Source organism: Arthrobacter antibioticus (assembly GCF_030063205.1).
Taxonomy (GTDB): Bacteria; Actinomycetota; Actinomycetes; order Actinomycetales; family Micrococcaceae; genus Specibacter.
The window spans coordinates 151,782-168,879 of sequence record NZ_JASISQ010000003.1 but is presented as its reverse complement, the minus strand read 5'-3'; the positions used below and the strand labels follow the sequence as shown (position 1 = coordinate 168,879).

Here is a 17,098-nt window from a genome sequence, read left to right as displayed (position 1 = left end):
ACAAATACCTGAAAGAAAGTGGTAGCCCGTGGCTCATTTGCTTGGCGGAGAAAATCTCAGCATCGCCTTCGCCACCCGAACTGTCCTTGACGGGATCAGCGTTGGGTTGGAAGAAGGGGACCGCATTGGCATTGTGGGACGTAACGGCGACGGTAAATCAACGCTGATGCGCCTGCTGGCCGGGCGGCAAACCGCTGATTCTGGCCGTGTCACAGTGCGTGGCGGGGTTCAGGTGAGCTACCTGGACCAGACAGACGTCTTGGATGGCGAGGACACCGTGGGCTTTGCCATTGTGGGCGAGGCAGCCGATCACGAGTGGGCCTCCAACCCCAAGATTCGCGAGATCATGGGTGCCCTGGTGGGCGAGGTTGATTGGCATGCGAACATCCACACGCTCTCCGGTGGACAGAAGCGGCGAGTGGCCCTGGCGAAGCTGCTGATTGGCGATGATGACGTCATCATGCTCGATGAGCCCACTAACCACCTGGACGTTGAGGGCGTGGCCTGGTTGGCCAAACACCTGCGGCAACGCTGGCGGGCCAACGAGGGCGCCTTCGTGGTGGTCACTCACGATCGCTGGTTCCTGGATGAGGTGTGCACCCGCACCTGGGAAGTCCATGACGGGATGATTGAGCCGTTCGACGGCGGTTATGCCGCCTATGTGCTGGCCAGGGCTGAGCGTGACCGGATGAACTCGGTGGTTGAGAGCAAGCGTGTCCAGCTGGTCAAGAAAGAACTGGCGTGGCTTCGCCGCGGCGCACCTGCCCGGACGGCTAAACCAAAGTTCCGTATTGAGGCCGCCAACGATCTCATCGCTGACGTGCCTGAACCGCGCGACACCGTGGCCCTGTCCAAAATGGCTACGGCTCGTTTGGGCAAAGATGTGATTGATCTGGAAAACGTTTCCTTGACGTATGGGGAAGGAGAGGGCGCCAAGGAGCTGTTTAATAACATCACTTTGCGCCTGGCTCCGGGGGAGCGGTTGGGCCTGGTAGGTGTCAATGGTGCCGGCAAGACCACCCTGCTGCGTCTGCTCAACGGCGAGGTTGAACCATCCTCAGGGAAAGTTAAGCGCGGCAAAACTGTCAAGACTGCTGTGCTGACACAGGAAGTTGACGAGCTTGACGACGTCATGTCAATGCGCGTCATAGAGGTCATTGAGCGCGAGAAACGCTCCTTTGAGGTGGCTGGTAAGGATATGACCGCCGGCCAGCTCGTGGAGCAGTTGGGCTTCACCAAGGACAAGCAGTGGACCATGGTCAAGGACCTCTCCGGTGGTGAGCGCCGCCGTCTGCAACTGTTGCGCTTGCTGGTGGGGGAGCCCAACGTGCTCATGCTTGATGAGCCCACTAACGATTTGGACACCGACACACTGGCCGCCGTGGAAGACGTCCTTGACGGTTGGCCGGGCACCCTTGTTGTGGTCTCCCACGATAGGTACCTGCTGGAGCGCGTCACCGATCACCAGATGGCACTGTTGGGTGACGGCAAGCTGCGCGGACTGCCCGGGGGAGTGGACCAGTATCTGGAGCTGCGTTCAGACGCCGGCGTGGGGCCCTCTGCCGGGAACTCGTCCGCCGCCACGACGGCGCCCACTGGTGCCACGGAGGGGCAGAAGCGTGATGCCCGGAAGGTGCTGAACCGTTTGGAGCGTCAGCTGGGCAAAAATTCAGCCGCAGCCGCCAAGATTCATGCGCAGATGGCCTCCAGCGTGGGCGACTACGATGCACTGGCCGAGCTCAACGCCAAGTTGGCCAAGCTTGCCACTGAGCGTGAAGGCCTGGAACTCGAATGGCTGGGCGCCTCAGAAGTTCTGGAGTAGCCACCCCACTTTGACTCCTGCGCACGGTGCTCCGTGCTGGTGCCGCCACCCTAAGGCTGGCGGCACCACGACCCGTCATGGTGCGCAGGAGTCAAAGTCACTCATTGCTCCACAGCGTGGGCACCAGCACAAGTTGTCCACATCTTTGCGAAAACTACGACGCCGGGCCCCTCACCTGCCCGCTCCGGGGCCACGCTGGTGTTATGTCACCACGCAACAGCGCCCCGAAAAGATCCGTTGACCTGATTGTCTCCTCTCTTGGAGGCACCGCACGGCGTAAAACACTGCTGGCCCACGGCGCAACGGACTGGACCCTGCACAGGGCGCTGGATACTGGGATGCTGGCGCTGCTCGCTCCGGGGCTCTATGCCCTGCCAGGGATCTCCACGCTGGATTCCCATCTGGCCCTCAACCAGGCAACGCGGGACTGTCTTAGCCGTGCACAGGAGCTTGGGCTGTGGGTGTTGCAACAGCCAGCCGTACCGCACGTGGCAACGGCTCACGGGCGGGACGTTCCTGGATGTGTAGTGCACAGGGTCAAGGGCCGGTTAACACTGTGGGATGTGCTGCGCCATTGTGTGCAGTGCGGAACCGAAATTGAGGCGCTGTGCGTTATGGAATCGGCAGTGGTGCTTAAAAAGTGCACCATCGCCGAACTTCGAGGTGCCTTTATCCGCAGCAAAGATGCCCAGGCGCGGCGCATTATTGCCATGATTGACCCACAAACCATGTCCATTGCTGAAACCTGTGCCAGATATCATCTGCGCCAGGGCGGCTATAACGTCCAGTGCCAGGTAAAAGTACCAGGCGTGGGGCACCTGGACGCTCTTGTTGACGGAGTCCTTGGTTTGGAGATTGACGGGGAGCAATATCACAACAATTCCCAAGCGTGGGAAGAGGACTTGCGTCGGGGCAATGTGCTTGTGATCCGTGGCATCCCCACACTGCGGATCAAGGCCAGTATTGCTCTTTATCGCCCCGAGGTGCTGCTTGACTGGGTGCACCAGGCGCTGACCACTATGACTCCGGCGCGCCGTCGGCCGTGATGGTGGCGCAGCAATCACGGTGGCGCCACATCCGTAGCCCACCGTGCGCAGGACTCGAGGCCAGAGTGTGAGCTTTCCCACTTTTAAACGTTAATTTCAGCGGCCGCGCAGCTCTCAACTCGCGAAATATGCTGTTCGCGTGGCACACTATATTCTCGTGAGCTTCCAGCGAGAGCAAGAAGCCCATGGTCCGCCCTGGTGTAATGGCAGCACCCCAGCCTTTGGAGCTGTGGAGTATAGGTTCGAATCCTATGGGCGGAACCACGTTCTCAACGATCGGGCGTGTTCCTCGAGCGGGTACCATGGAGTTGTTTCCCATTGCGTACGTTCGAAATCGGACTTTTGTCCGGGCAGGAGTGCCACTTAGTGAGCCCCCAAGACAACACACCCAAAGATTGCGCAGGCCCGGCAGCCGTTATTGTTCTAGCGGCCGGTGCTGGCACTCGGATGAAGTCCCGTGTACCCAAAATTTTGCACACCATAGGTGGCACCTCCATGGTGGGCCATGCACTGGCTGCGGCTAAGGGTCTGAAGCCGGCCAAGCTGGCAGTAGTTGTCCGCCACGAACGCGATCTGGTTGCAGCTCACATTGCTGAACTTGATGACACAGCCCAGATTGTTGACCAGGATGAAATTCCCGGGACGGGCCGCGCCGTCCAGCAGGCTTTGACCGCCCTTGACGCCCAGGGGCTTGTGCAGGGCACGGTTGTTGTCACGTACGGTGATGTTCCGCTGCTGACAACCGAACTCCTGGCCGAGCTCGTGGCCACGCACACCAGCGATAAGAACGCCGTCACAGTATTGACCGCCGTCCTTGAGGACGCAGCCGGTTATGGCCGTATCTTGCGCCACGAAGATGGCACCGTGTTGGGTATCCGTGAGCATAAGGACGCCACGGATGTAGAACGTGAGATCCGCGAGATCAACTCGGGCATCTACGCCTTTGATGCGGGCGTCCTGCGCCAGGCCCTGACAGGTGTCACCACGGATAACAATCAGGGCGAGATGTACCTCACCGATGTCCTCTCGCTGGCCAGGAACGACGGCGGCCGGGTCGCCGCAGTTTCCACCACCGACCGTTGGCAGGTTGAAGGCGCCAATGATCGGGTGCAGCTCTCGGCCCTCGGCGCAGAACATAACCGCCGCATTGTTCAGGCCTGGATGCGGGCCGGGGTCAGTGTCATTGACCCCGCCACCACCTGGATAGATTCCACTGTGCAGTTGGCCCAGGACGTCACCATCTTGCCCGGCACCCAACTGCACGGGCTAACAACAGTGGGCAGTGACGCCGTCGTAGGTCCGGATTCAACGCTGCGGGACGTGCAGATCGCGGCCGGTGCGGAAGTAACCCGTACGCACGGCACGGGCGCCATCATCGGTGCGGGAGCCCACGTGGGACCGTTCACCTACCTGCGTCCGGGCACCGTTTTGGGTGCGGACGGAAAAATTGGTGCGTTCTATGAGACCAAAAATGTGGTCATTGGCCGCGGCTCCAAACTCTCGCACCTCGGTTATGCCGGGGATGCGGAAATTGGCGAAGACACAAACATTGGCTGTGGGAACATCACGGCCAACTTTGATGGTGTGAACAAGCACCGCACAGTGATCGGCTCCGGGGTACGCACCGGATCCAATACTGTGTTCGTGGCGCCAGTGAACGTTGGCGACGGCGCATTCACCGGCGCCGGTGCCATTGTGCGAAAAGACGTGCCCGCCGGGGCCCTGAGCCTGACTGTGGCTCCACAGCGCAACGCCGAGGGGTGGACCTCAGCCAACCGCCCGGGCAGCGTCTCCGCACAGGCTGCAGCGAATGCCAAAAACTAAAACTTCTCACCTCCCCCACCATTGCGAGAAAGCGGATCCATGAGCGAATTAATTCATAACGTTGACAAGAAACTGGTGTTGGCTACCGGTCGGGCACACCCGGAGCTGGCTGAGGAAGTGGCACGCTGTTTGGGGACAGAGTTGTTGCCCATGTCAGCCTATGACTTCGCCAACGGTGAGATCTATGTCCGTTCCGGGGAGAGCGTGCGCGGCAAGGAAGTTTTCATCATCCAGGCCCACCCCGCTCCGCTGAACAACTGGTTGATGGAGCAGCTGATCATGGTGGATTCCATGAAGCGCGCCTCGGCCCGCCGCATCACAGTGGTTGCCCCGTTCTACCCGTACTCACGCCAGGATAAGAAGGGCCGCGGTCGCGAGCCCATCTCGGCGCGTCTGGTGGCTGACCTGTACAAGACGGCCGGTGCTGACCGCATCATGAGCGTTGACCTGCACACGGCACAGATTCAGGGCTTCTTTGACGGCCCCGTCGATCACCTTTTTGCGATCCCGCTCCTGGCTGGGCACATCCGCAAGATTGTAGGGGACGACGACGTCACTGTGGTTTCCCCGGATACCGGCCGCGTGCGCGTGGCTGAGCAATGGGCCGAGCGGTTGGGCGGTGCCCCCTTGGCGTTCGTGCACAAGTCCCGCGACTTGACTGTGCCTAACCAGGCCGTGTCCAAGACCGTGGTGGGACAGGTCAAGGGCCGTACCTGCGTTTTGATCGATGACATGATTGACACCGGCGGAACCATCGCCGGAGCGGTGCGTGTGCTCAAGGACGCAGGTGCCAAAGATGTCATTATCGCGGCAACCCACGCCGTGTTCTCCGATCCGGCTGCTGAGCGGCTGGCAAATTGTGGCGCGCGCGAAGTTGTTGTCACTGACACGCTGCCCATCCCGGCAGAGAAGCGTTTCCCGACCCTGACGGTCCTGCCTATTGCACCACTGTTGGCCCGTGCCATCAAGGAAGTTTTCGAGGACGGCTCAGTGACCAGCTTGTTCGACGGCGACGCATAGCCCGCACGTACCCTCCCAACGTCCAGTTGTTGATGTCTCTGGACGTTGGGTGGGCGTTGGCGTGAATTCTGCTAGTATTGTGCAGTAAACCTTGGCGAGGGAGGCTCATTTATGAGTTTCCGTGATCGACTAGGTCTTCTACGCTCCTTAACTTTCATGTTGTGGATTGGGTTGACCTGTTTAGTCCACGCCCACCACAAAGAAATGAAGGAGCTTTTTTATGTCTGATTTGGACCTGACTGGCGAAGTACGCAGCGAATTCGGAAAGGGTGCCGCACGCCGCATCCGCCGCGCAGCACAGATTCCAGCCGTCATCTACGGCCACGGCGCAGCCCCCCTGCACCTGGTCCTTCCGGTACTTGAGACCATCCGCGCCATCCGCTCGGCGAACGCTCTGCTGACCATCACCATCGATGGTGAAAAGCACCTCGCCCTGGTCAAGGACATCCAGCGCGATCCCGTATTGCAGATTGTGGAGCACATCGACTTGCTGACAGTGAAGAAGGGCGAGAAGGTTGTTGTTGACGTTCCCGTTGTTCTTGTTGGCGAGCCCGCACCGGCAACCGTTGTTAACCAGGAAGAAGTTGTTATCAGCCTCTCCGCTGATGCAACCAACGTTCCTGTCCGCGTTGAGGTTGACATTAACGGCCGCGCCGCCGGCCAGCACATCCACGCTTCGGATCTGGTTCTGCCTGCCAACTCCGAGCTGGTCAACGACGGCGATCTGCTGATCGTTCACTTCGCAGACCCCGTAGTTGTTGCTGAAGCTGAAACAACAGAAGCAGCTGCTGAGTAATCAGCACCCTTCATGAGTGAAACTTGGCTTGTAGTCGGGCTCGGGAACCCCGGGCCCGGCTACAGCCGTAACAGGCACAATATTGGTTACATGGTGGTTGAGGAACTTGCCTCCCGCCTTGGAACCACTTTTACGAGCCATAAAGCCAAGGCGCTAATAGCCACAGGCCGGTTAGCGGTAGGCGGGCACAAACTTATTTTGGCTAAGCCCACCACATTCATGAACCTCAGTGGAGGCCCGACGGCGACACTGGCTAAGTTCTATAACCTGCCGGTAGGGAATGTGGTTGCCGTCCACGATGAAATTGACATTGATTTTGACACCGTCAAGATCAAAATGGGTGGTGGTGAGGGCGGGCACAATGGTCTGCGTGATATTTCTCGGACGCTTGGCACCAAGGAGTACTACCGTGTACGCGCCGGAGTAGGCCGGCCGCCCGGACGTGGCGATGCGGCCAGCCATGTGCTGCGCGATTTCTCTACAACAGAGAACAAGTTCCTCCCTTTTCTGATTGACAATGCCGCAGACGCCGTTGAGCTCCTGGTTAACGAGGGGTTACTGGCTGCCCAACAGAAGTTTAACGTTTAGATTCCTTGGACCGGCTGGTTCCACTAGCCAGCTTTCCTTGTTCTAGCCCTTGTCTGTTTCCTAAATGTTTGCTGCGAATGCTCTTTTCGTGTAACGGTGTTAGAATCACCAGTAATCGCAGCCATGCCTAAATGCTGGATGCTGCAGGGGACAGCAGTGGTTCAGGGGGACAAACCAAGTGACGAGTGTATGGGACGGACTGGCGACTCAAACCGAAATCGGTGACGGAAGCACAAGTCGACGCCGTGCCATGGGGGCCGGGGACAGACGAAGATGGTCGGCTCTTGCGCGTCAAGACACGGTTGATGCTGTTGTTGCCCAACTCAGCGACAATAATTTTTATGGTGCCGCCATTATGGGCCCCCGCGGGGTAGGCAAGACCACCCTCGCCCGTAGTGTGGAGCACAAACTCGCTAACAAGGCTCACTTCATTAGACTTTTCGGCAACGACACCGAAACCGTTGTGCCCTACGGTGTATTTCGGGTCCTCATGGCGCGGCTTACTGAGCGTGAAAGCGAGTCAGCGGTGAGTATTCTTGAGGCCCTGGCTGACGTTGTGAAAACAGATGGCAGGGGCCGTTTGGTCGTGATTGTTTTGGACGACTTGCCTTCCGTGGATACTTCCAGCATGGGAGTCATCATGCATTTACTCCTATCCGGGACTGCCAAACTGATGGTTATGGCCCGGCATCCAGGCGATCTGCCAGAAGACATCGTGTGGATGATCAAGGACAGGCTGCTGGGCGAAACCCGCATCGAACCATTCTCCAGAGAAGAAACCAGGGCACTGTTGGCTAAAGCCCTGGGCGGGACAGTGGTTGAATCAGTGGTGGGCAGCCTTTTTAACTCCAGTGCTGGAAACCCGCTAGTACTGCACGCCTTGGTCAATGAGTACTTGGCGCAGGGTGTGCTGCATAACCGTGCAGGTGTTTGGGTACTAGAGGATCTCTCAGCCGTGAGTTGGGACAGCGTCCTATCCGAGGTGGTCTTCTCCAGGCTGGCCCGGGAAAGTGCCGTGGTCAATCAAGGCGTAAGAAAAATGGCCGTACTCAAACGGCTACCGTTGTCTGTAGCCATCACCGTCTTGGGTGAGGAAACACTCTGGGAACTGGAGGAACGCGGCCTAATCAAGATTGCGCGTGGTGGCAGACGTACTGTCTCACTAGCAGAAAACTACATCGCTGAATCGGTCAGTGGTTGGTTGAGCACTGCGGAGAAAGCCTCACTCTTCCAGGAGATTTCTGAAATTGTAAGCTTGGATCCAAATGGTATGACTGATCAGGAGCTCTTGCTCTTTGCGGCATGGAGTAATGATGCCGGGATGGTTATGGAACCAAAGGTTGCCATTGCAGCGGCCAGGGCCGCTGTTCAGTTGGGTGACCCAAAGCTGGGACTGGACTGCTGCGCGCATGTGCCCGCCGGTCATGAGCTGGAAGTAGAAGCAGCCCAAGCACGCAGCCGGGCTTATTATATTATGGCGAATTACCCCAGATCAGTTGCTGTTTTGGAAGTCGTTGACCCACGGATGTTGGCTGGCCGTTGCGCCGAAGAGCAGGCTGCATGGGCCAGTGACCTGGTAAATTCTCTGCTGTGGGTTCCTGGTGGTTACTTCAGGATTGAACAGGTGTTGGCAGAGCTGGAGCTGCGCTTACAGGAGTTTCCCGCGGACCATCAGGAAACAGTGTTGGCTCGCAGACACCTCAATTTAGCCCGCTTTTCCTTCCTGGTACACAAGGGCGATTTTGCCCAGGTTGCTCAGGAGTTGGAGGCGGAAAGCAAGGGGACAGGGGACCTCGCATATCGGCTGAATTGTGCCTGCCTGTTGACCATGGTTATGGCAGCCACCGGGCGGGAAGTTGAGTCAATGGAGCTGTCCGCGTCCATTGACGCACAAGTGAACGAGTTTGATGTGGTGCTGAGGTTTTCGGACTGGCATCTGCAGGCCAGGGTGTTGGCGTTGACGTGGAGCGGTCAGTGGCGGACCTGCGAGGCGTTACTCAAGGACGTGGTTGAACAGTACGTACGCGTTACTCCGTACGGCGGTGGCGTGCTTGAGCTTGCCTTAGGCGTTGCCTACACCTACGCCGGCTTGGGTGCCCAGGCCGGAAGTGTACTTTTAACGGCGGCAGCACAGCTGGAGGTGAGGGATACATGGCACAGCCTTGGATTGGTTTATTCGGCACTGGCTTTCGCTTTTGCGCAGAGCAATGATGAAAAAAATGCCAGACTGTATCTGAAAAAGGCGCAAATTGCGGTGCCCTACACGCTGTGGACGCACCGTTCCGTGGCAAAGTTCTTCCAGCAGATGGCGCAGCGATGGATGGGCGATGATTCCGTCCCCGCACGCATGGTTTCCACTGCACTGGCGGACGCCGCGGAAGGCAAATTCACCCCAGCCTCGATCGGATTCTTTGGTGCAACTCTCACAGGCACGGATGAAGAGTTCAAATGGCTAGAGGAGTCCTCCCTTAAACGGCAGGGAGCCATGGCTGGCATCAATGTTGCTCTCGCTCAAGCTCACCGCACTGGCAATCCCCGGGTGGCTTTGGAAGCAGCAGCGGAAGCGGAAGCCTTGGAACTTCCGGCAGTGGAATTCCGCAGCGCAGCCGTTGCCCTAGACCTGGCTCATATATTGGGAGATTCGAAGGCCGCGATGTCAGCTCAAAAGCGTTTGGACCGGTTACGCCATACCCTTTCCGTACTGCCCATTTCTCCCACGGTACCTGCAGTGAAATTGACATCAAGAGAACTGCAGATCGCGCGGTTGGCCAGACTCGGTCAAGGTAACCGCGCCATAGCAACACGAATTGGAGTTTCTGTGCGCACCGTTGAGGGCCATCTGTACCAGGTCTTTGCCAAGCTAGGCATCTCCTCCAGAGACGAACTTGAATTGTTTAGTGAGCTGTGAGCCCGCCAGAGCGCGCTGAGTGCGCCCGGTCGGGAACACCGGCAATCCTTGAACCACCTTTCTGCCGGGAGGCAGAGCTGCAAGACATCATCTCCGTTATTCGCACGGAGGAGTGCCGTGCAGTGTTCTTGACGTCAGAGAACGGATTAGGTGCCACCTCCATTCTCCGTGAGCTGAGCATTGAAGCTGGCAAATATGTGCCGGTTGTCTTTATCCACGGCTCTTTATCACTCTCTAACGTCCCCTACGGCGTGCTTGCCTCGCTGATGACTAGGGCGGGCAAAGGACACATAAATGCCGCAACGAATGTGTTGCACGCGCTGCTGGCAGAAGTTGAGCGGCTTAGAGAGCTGCTTCCTTTATCTGTGCAGCCCACCGCTGATCCACCGCTGATAATTATTGACGACGCCCACTACATAGACTCATCCACCTCGAAGCTTCTGGTGGATTTGGTCATGTCCGGCACTATGAACGTCGTGGCCTCACATGTGAGCCGAAAGATTATGCCGGAACCACTGCCGAAGTTGTGGTCTACAGGCACGGCAGAGAACATCATTTTGGAACCGTTGAGCCTGGAACAGGGCCGCCAGTTCTGTGACACTGTACTGGGTGGCCCGGTCTTAGCGGCAACTAGCAGGCACTTTTGGTCCGCTTCTGCCGGGAACCCTCTCCTGCTGCGCATTATGTTAGGTGACGCGGCAAGAAATGGACAACTCGCGCTGAGACGTGGCCGGTGGGTTCTTGCACACGGCAATTCCGCTCATGGTCGGGAATTAAGCGAATCCGTTCGTACGCAACTTCGAGGACTTTCCGATGCCGGCAAGTCAGCCTTGAACTTAATTGCCCTCGCTGAGCCGATTGACGCCCACCTGGTGAATGAGCTAATCGGAGCCGTGGCTGTGAACGAACTACGTGAATGGAATTTGGTGCAGCACCGTCACCCAGACTCGGAGTTGCTCTCCCTGGTCAATCCCGTCTATGGGGAAATGATTCGTGAGCTGGTCCCGATCGGACAAAGCCGGCATCTGCATGAACAACTCGTTATGCGGTTGGGCTGGGAGGCCTTGGACTCCCACGCGCTGTTGCGACGGGTTTTATGGGCACTGGAAATCGGTGTAGATGTTGATGACAAGCTAATTCTGCAAGCTGCCACCTATGCGGGCAGACTCTATGAATCAGCCATCTCTTTACGTTTGGCGGATGCCATTGGCGGCAAGGAGTACCAACTCCGTGCGAACATGGTCAGGGCCCGGGCAAAATACGATCTTGGTGACTACACCGGAGCTTTCGCCTATATGCAGACCATGCCAGAGGACGCACAAAACCTCGAAGATCTGCTCTTTGGCACGTTGCTGCGTGCCTCAACCCGTTCGGCGTTGGGGATGCCGGTACAGGCCATTGAAGACGACGCTGACGCACTGCGCAAGGCTGGTGAACGGCTGGCGTTGGAGAACCCGGATCAGGGCGATCACATCCTGGAGCACAGCCGTAAAAGTGCGCTGCTTCTGACGCTGATGGAGTTATCCCGAGAGGGCCGCTACTCAGACATGGCTCCACTGGCCATGGTCCTTGCCCGGGCCAACAAACTGGGCACGGCATCAGAGAAGCTGTACCGCGCTGTGGCACTAGCCATGGATGCCGAACGGCTCACAGCTCAGGGTTATCCATTGCAGGCTTTGGTGCGGGCACAGGAATCGTTCGCAATTGAGCATTCTGAGCAGGATGATGTTTTCTTTCTGCCGGAAACCATACTTCTTAGGCATGTTGCGGCCACTTTGTGTGCTGGTGATTGGGCGGCTGCGGAGGGTGTGCTGCAGCATTTTTCTGTGGAAGCTGGACCAGTGGTTTTCTCATTTGGCGGCGGTGTAAGTGTGGTCAGGGGTATGGCATTTTTGCGGTGTGGACTGAACTCTGAAGCCCTGGAGGCGCTACTACCAGGCATCGATGCACTGAGATCCAGTGACCCGCAACAATTGCTCGGCTACTGCACGGCCATGGCCGCCTACGCGGCTGCGTGTTTGGGACGGCATGGGATGGCAACGCAACTCATGGAGGAATACGTGGAGAGTACGGGGATGTTTGTGGTCCTCGCACACGAGCGTGCCTACTTTTGTGCCGCCCGTCATCTGCTGCAACCAGAGGGACCCGGACTAGCCGAGTTGCTGGCACAAGCCAACGCGGCAGGTGCCGATGGTTCTTCAATGTTAGAACTAAACGCGTTGGTTCTTACGCTGGAACTGGGGGATGACAGCGTTGCCGCTCGTGTTGGAGCTGTTGCAGCCGGGGTAGAAGGCCCGTGGGCTCGCAGCGTGGGCGCCTATGCGCAAGCTCTTCTCACCGGTGAGAACCAGGCGTTGGTGGAGGCAGAGAGTCTACTTTCTGGCGCTGGCTTACTTGGGCTTGCACGTCAAGCGCGGAGCAAAATTTCGCTAGTAACTGCTGGGGCTAAGAAAAGCCTCAAACATCGTTCCAAGACGCCTCCGGCATCCGCTGCGCAGTTGGAGGCTCGGGCCAAGTTTGCGGTGAATGCGCAGCTGACGCGGCGTGAACGTGAAGTCACCACTTTGGCCGCAGCGGCTTGCAGCGACCGTGAAATTGCTGAAAAGCTTAACGTCTCACTGCGCACTGTGGAGGGTCACCTTTACCGGGCCTACGCAAAGTTGGGCGTTTCCTCCCGTGAAGAACTCGCGCTGGCGATCGAAGTGCTGGAAATTCAAAAATAGTTTTGCCTGGAAGGGCAACCTCCGGCACGGCCGGCAACTGAAATGGTGTGTACCTACTGCGGATAAACACGTCCATTTAACGCCAAATTCAGCGTTGAATTTGGCAGCGGAATGTGACGGTACCTAGTGCCCACGGCGCAGACCCGAGTACTTGGTAAGGAACCGAGTACACAGGTGAGTGCAAAGTCGAGTAGGAATCACTCGTGTTCTATGACTTGAACTGGCGTTGACTCTAATTACCCCGAGAACCTCGGGTGGTCTCAAACCAGAAGGTCTCATGATGCTCAGCACAATTAGAACGGCGTACCTCCATGCTGGAGGAAGAAACAACCAGCTGGAGATCAGCCGTTCTTTCTGTGCAGTCAGCCGCCAAAATCATGGACCAACTAACCAGCCCTACTGTCATGGTAGGACTCCACATGCGGAGCCGGCGGCGGATAAGCCTTCTGAGACCAAGGCTTTCCCCCAGCCGTCGTCGGCTCCTTCTTTTTACAAGAGGACCGCACCCCTGTTGACTTCGGGGAGCGGACAATGACGGAACTAAAGTTCCATCCTCGCTTGGGCAAAGCGCTGGCTCGCCCCCAGAGGAAAGTCTCTGACACCGGTAAGTCCTCCCCCGCGCAGCACAGCGTTTGGGATGCGCTCCCGGCTAGTGCTGGCACGGAGGCTCGTAGCGAAAGCGCCAAATGGAGCACCTCGTACTTAAACCGCCTACGGGTAAGCGATGCCTTGATCAGCGTTGTGGTGGTTGCCGTGGCTTATCTGTGGCGCTTCGGCCCCAGCCCGCTTGTGGGATCCACAACCACCTCCGAACGCGGATACTTGTGGGTTTGCCTGGCCATAGTTCTGTTGTGGAATATTGATCTGGAATACAGCCGATCCCGGGAAAAGCGCGTCTTTGGCATTGGTGTGAGCGAATACCGCCGGGTAGTGCAATCCACGCTGCGGACCTTTGGGCTCATGGCAATGATCATGGTGGTCTTCCAACTCAATGTATCTCGCGGCTTCTTTGCCGTTGCCCTTCCACTGGGCATACTGCTCCTGCTTACAGGACGTTGGCTGTGGCGCCACTGGTTGGGAGCACAACGCAGTGCCGGGAAGGCACTCTCCAACGTGGTGGTGCTGGGTAACCCGCAGGATGTGGAATACGTGATTGGCCACCTCCGCAGCAACCTCTCGGCAGGTTACCGCGTAGCAGGCGTGGCGTTGACCACCTTGGCTTCAGACATTGAACTAAAGCAGCCATGGTACGGGGTTCCCGTGTTGTCCACCTTGGCTGATATCACTGACGTTGTCCGCAAAACCGGTGCCGAGGCCGTTGTGGTAGCCGGCGTATTACCTGGCGGACCCAAAGCAATTCAGGAACTTGGTTGGCGCTTGGAAGATATGTCCACGGAGCTGGTCCTGGCGTCGAGTCTGACCAACGTGGCCGGTCCTCGCGTGCATTTCCGCCCCATGGAGGGGCTGCCACTTATGCATGTGGAATTGCCTCAATACTCCGGAGCCAAGCATGCGTTCAAACGGGCAATGGACGTTATCCTGTCCGCGACCGCGTTACTTGTACTGCTGCCGGTGCTGGTGATCCTTGGGGCTGTTGTCAGACTGGGCAGCCCCGGTCCGGCACTGTTCCATCAGGAACGTGTGGGTCGCAACGGGGAAACCTTCAAGATGATCAAGTTCCGTTCCATGGTTGTTGACGCCGAAGCCCGGCTGGCGGCCTTGAAGGGCAGTGATGAAGGCGCAGGGGTGCTTTTCAAAATGTCCAAGGATCCACGCGTTACCCGCTCCGGACTCTGGATGCGCAAATTCTCCCTGGATGAGCTTCCACAGTTCTGGAACGTACTTGTGGGTCAGATGAGCCTGGTAGGCCCGCGCCCGCCTTTGGCATCGGAGGTTGCTCTCTATGAACGCCCCGCCCACCGCCGCTTGCTCATCAAGCCAGGCATCACGGGACTGTGGCAAGTCAGTGGGCGCTCAGATCTTGCGTGGGAAGAAGCTGTTCGTCTTGATCTGTATTACGTAGAGAACTGGTCGCTCACAGGAGATTTTGTCATCTTGTGGCGAACGTTCAAAGCGGTTGCAGAGCCCGTCGGAGCGTACTAGAGCTCCACATCCAGAACCACCGCACGAACGTGCGGTACAGGAAAAAAATATAAAGGAAATGGAATTAGTGTCATGGTCTCGATACCCCATCCATTGGATCAACTGAACCTGCTTACCGAAAAACCCGTACTCAAGGTGGCCGTCATCGGCGCCGGGTACTGGGGGCCAAACCTGGCCCGAAACTTCAAAGCCAGCCCAGCCTGGGAGCTGAGCGCAATAGTGGACATGGATGTAGAGCGGGCGCTAGCGATAGCCCGCCCCTTAGGCGATGTGCCAGTGTTCGCCTCCCTGGATGAACTCCTAGCTTCAACGGAAATCGATGCCGTGGCCATCGCAACTCCGGCACGCACACACCACGGTGTGGCCATGGCTGCCATGCGGGCGGGTAAGCATGTGCTGGTTGAGAAACCGCTGGCTGCGCAGTGGCACCTGGGCGTGGAAATGGTTGAATTTGCGGAAACGAATTCCTTGACGTTGATGGCGGACCACACCTACTGCTTCACCCCGGCCGCACTGAAAATCCGGGAACTCATTGCTGAGGATGCGCTGGGGGAGATCTTGTTTATTGACTCTGTCCGCATCAATTTGGGTCTGATCCAACCGGACGTAGATGTTTTCTGGGACTTGGCACCGCATGATCTTTCCGTTATTGACTTCATCCTCCCCGGTGGTTTGCGCCCTGAAAGCGTGGCAGCCCAGGGCGCTGATCCGCTGGGTACCGGCAAGGCATGTGTGGGGCACCTGACGTTTGCGCTGCCCAACAATGCCATGGCCCACATCAATGTGAACTGGCTCAGCCCCACCAAGATTCGGCAAATGGTCATTGGTGGTTCTAAACGAACTTTGGTGTGGGATGACCTGAATCCGCAGCAGCGCATCAGTGTGTATGACCGTGGTGTCAACTTTGAAAAAGCATCCACCAGCGAAGTCCAGCGCAAGGCACAGGCAGTCTCTTACAGACTCGGTGACACCTGGTCCCCGGCCCTGCCGGAAAAAGAAGCGTTGGGGCTGATGGTGGCTGAATTTGCTGACAGCATCCACGAGGGACGCCCCTCCCGGACCGGCGGCGTGGCAGGGCTTCGCGTCCTCTCGGTCCTAGAGGCTGCAAGCAAGAGTTTGGCAGCGGACGGCGAACAGAGCCCCGTGGCCAATTACGAATTTCAACTGGAGGAAACGCGATGAGCAAGTTACAAGGTGCCAATGTTCTAGTCACAGGTGGCGCGGGAACCATTGGGTCAGCGATCGTTGACCAGCTGTTGGAGGCCGGTGTGGCCCATATTGATGTGCTGGATAACCTGGTGCGGGGAAGGCGGGGAAATCTTGCCACGGCCATGACCAGCGGCAAGGTCCACCTGGTTGAAGGAGACCTGCGCAATCGCGATCTGGTCAATGATGTCACACGTGGTAAAGACATTGTGTTCCATGAAGCTGCCATTCGCATCACCCAGTGTGCTGAGGAGCCGCGGTTGGCATTGGAGGTACTGGTAGATGGTACTTTCACCGTGCTGGAAGCCGCGGCGGCCCACAAAGTGGACAAGGTCATTGCCGCTTCCAGTGCCTCGGTTTATGGAATGGCGGAGGTATTTCCCACTAGTGAACGCCACCACCACCACAACAATGACACTTTCTATGGTGCGGCCAAGTCCTTCAACGAGGGTATGGCACGCAGTTTCAAAGCCATGAGCGGCCTGGACTACGTGCTGCTGCGCTACTTCAACGTGTACGGTCCACGCATGGATGTCCACGGCTTGTACACCGAGGTGCTGGTGCGGTGGATGGAGCGCATTGCCGATGGCCGCCCACCCCTGATCTTTGGGGATGGATTGCAGACTATGGACTTTGTTTACACCGAAGACATTGCCCGGGCCAACATTTTGGCGGCAGCCAGCAACGTGACCGAGGGCGCCTACAACGTGGCTAGTGGCACCGAGACCAGCCTGCTTGGTTTAGCCCAAGAGCTGCTCAAGGCGATGGGTTCTGAACTGGATGTGGAACACGGGCCCGAACGCGCAGTCAATGGTGTGGAACGGCGCTTAGCTGATGTAACGGCAGCTCAGCGCGATCTGGACTTCTCCGCCACTACGGGACTGCAGCAGGGTCTGAAGGAACTTGTCCAATGGTGGGCACCTTTGCGTGAAGAAATCGCCGCCGGCAGGCTTGTGGGCAGCGGTCAGGGCGGTGCTCGATGAGCACCGCACCCGCCCCCACCGAGTCCAGCACCACCGCTGAGTCCACCACTGAGTCCACCACCGAGCCCCTGCCACGAAT

11 protein-coding genes and 1 tRNA gene are annotated in these 17,098 nt (G+C 57.9%); all 12 read left to right on the top strand.

Features of this window, described 5'->3' with window-relative positions; genetic code table 11:
- Window positions 1–28 precede the first annotated feature (28 nt).
- Window positions 29–1,822, top strand: coding sequence for an ABC-F family ATP-binding cassette domain-containing protein (locus QMG40_RS08240; RefSeq protein ID WP_283530391.1), 1,794 nt, complete (start codon window positions 29–31; stop codon window positions 1,820–1,822).
- A 203-nt stretch (window positions 1,823–2,025) separates the two neighbouring features.
- Window positions 2,026–2,868 (top strand): hypothetical protein, encoded by an 843-nt coding sequence (locus tag QMG40_RS08235; RefSeq protein WP_283530389.1) that lies wholly within the window; start codon window positions 2,026–2,028, stop codon window positions 2,866–2,868.
- Between the two features lie 189 nt (window positions 2,869–3,057).
- A tRNA-Gln gene (locus QMG40_RS08230) sits at window positions 3,058–3,132 on the top strand.
- A 102-nt stretch (window positions 3,133–3,234) separates the two neighbouring features.
- Window positions 3,235–4,692: a bifunctional UDP-N-acetylglucosamine diphosphorylase/glucosamine-1-phosphate N-acetyltransferase GlmU gene (gene glmU / locus QMG40_RS08225; protein WP_283530387.1), complete on the top strand. Its 1,458-nt coding sequence runs from the start codon at window positions 3,235–3,237 to the stop codon at window positions 4,690–4,692.
- Between the two features lie 39 nt (window positions 4,693–4,731).
- Window positions 4,732–5,712 (top strand): ribose-phosphate diphosphokinase, encoded by a 981-nt coding sequence (locus QMG40_RS08220; protein WP_283530385.1) that lies wholly within the window; start codon window positions 4,732–4,734, stop codon window positions 5,710–5,712.
- A gap of 220 nt (window positions 5,713–5,932) precedes the next feature.
- The gene (locus QMG40_RS08215) at window positions 5,933–6,508 is read left to right on the top strand and encodes a 50S ribosomal protein L25/general stress protein Ctc (RefSeq protein ID WP_283530383.1); all 576 of its coding nucleotides are present in this window, start codon (window positions 5,933–5,935) and stop codon (window positions 6,506–6,508) included.
- A gap of 12 nt (window positions 6,509–6,520) precedes the next feature.
- Entirely contained in the window at window positions 6,521–7,096 is a 576-nt protein-coding gene (pth, locus tag QMG40_RS08210) for an aminoacyl-tRNA hydrolase (protein ID WP_283530381.1), read from the top strand.
- Window positions 7,097–7,274: 178 nt separating this feature from the next.
- On the top strand, window positions 7,275–10,004 hold the full coding sequence (locus tag QMG40_RS08205; protein ID WP_283530379.1) for a LuxR family transcriptional regulator: 2,730 nt from the start codon (window positions 7,275–7,277) through the stop codon (window positions 10,002–10,004).
- Window positions 10,001–12,727 carry a helix-turn-helix transcriptional regulator gene (locus QMG40_RS08200; RefSeq protein ID WP_283530377.1) on the top strand — a complete coding sequence of 909 codons (2,727 nt, stop codon included), beginning with the start codon at window positions 10,001–10,003 and terminating at the stop codon, window positions 12,725–12,727. Before QMG40_RS08205 ends, QMG40_RS08200 begins: the two co-directional genes overlap by 4 nt.
- A gap of 531 nt (window positions 12,728–13,258) precedes the next feature.
- Complete coding sequence (locus QMG40_RS08195) at window positions 13,259–14,830, top strand: sugar transferase (protein ID WP_283530375.1); 1,572 nt, start codon at window positions 13,259–13,261, stop codon at window positions 14,828–14,830.
- 72 nt (window positions 14,831–14,902) lie between these two features.
- The gene (locus tag QMG40_RS08190) at window positions 14,903–16,012 is read left to right on the top strand and encodes a Gfo/Idh/MocA family protein (protein ID WP_283530373.1); all 1,110 of its coding nucleotides are present in this window, start codon (window positions 14,903–14,905) and stop codon (window positions 16,010–16,012) included.
- Window positions 16,009–17,019, top strand: a complete 1,011-nt coding sequence (locus QMG40_RS08185) for an NAD-dependent epimerase/dehydratase family protein (RefSeq protein WP_283530371.1) — start codon at window positions 16,009–16,011, stop codon at window positions 17,017–17,019. Before QMG40_RS08190 ends, QMG40_RS08185 begins: the two co-directional genes overlap by 4 nt.
- Window positions 17,020–17,098 lie beyond the last annotated feature (79 nt).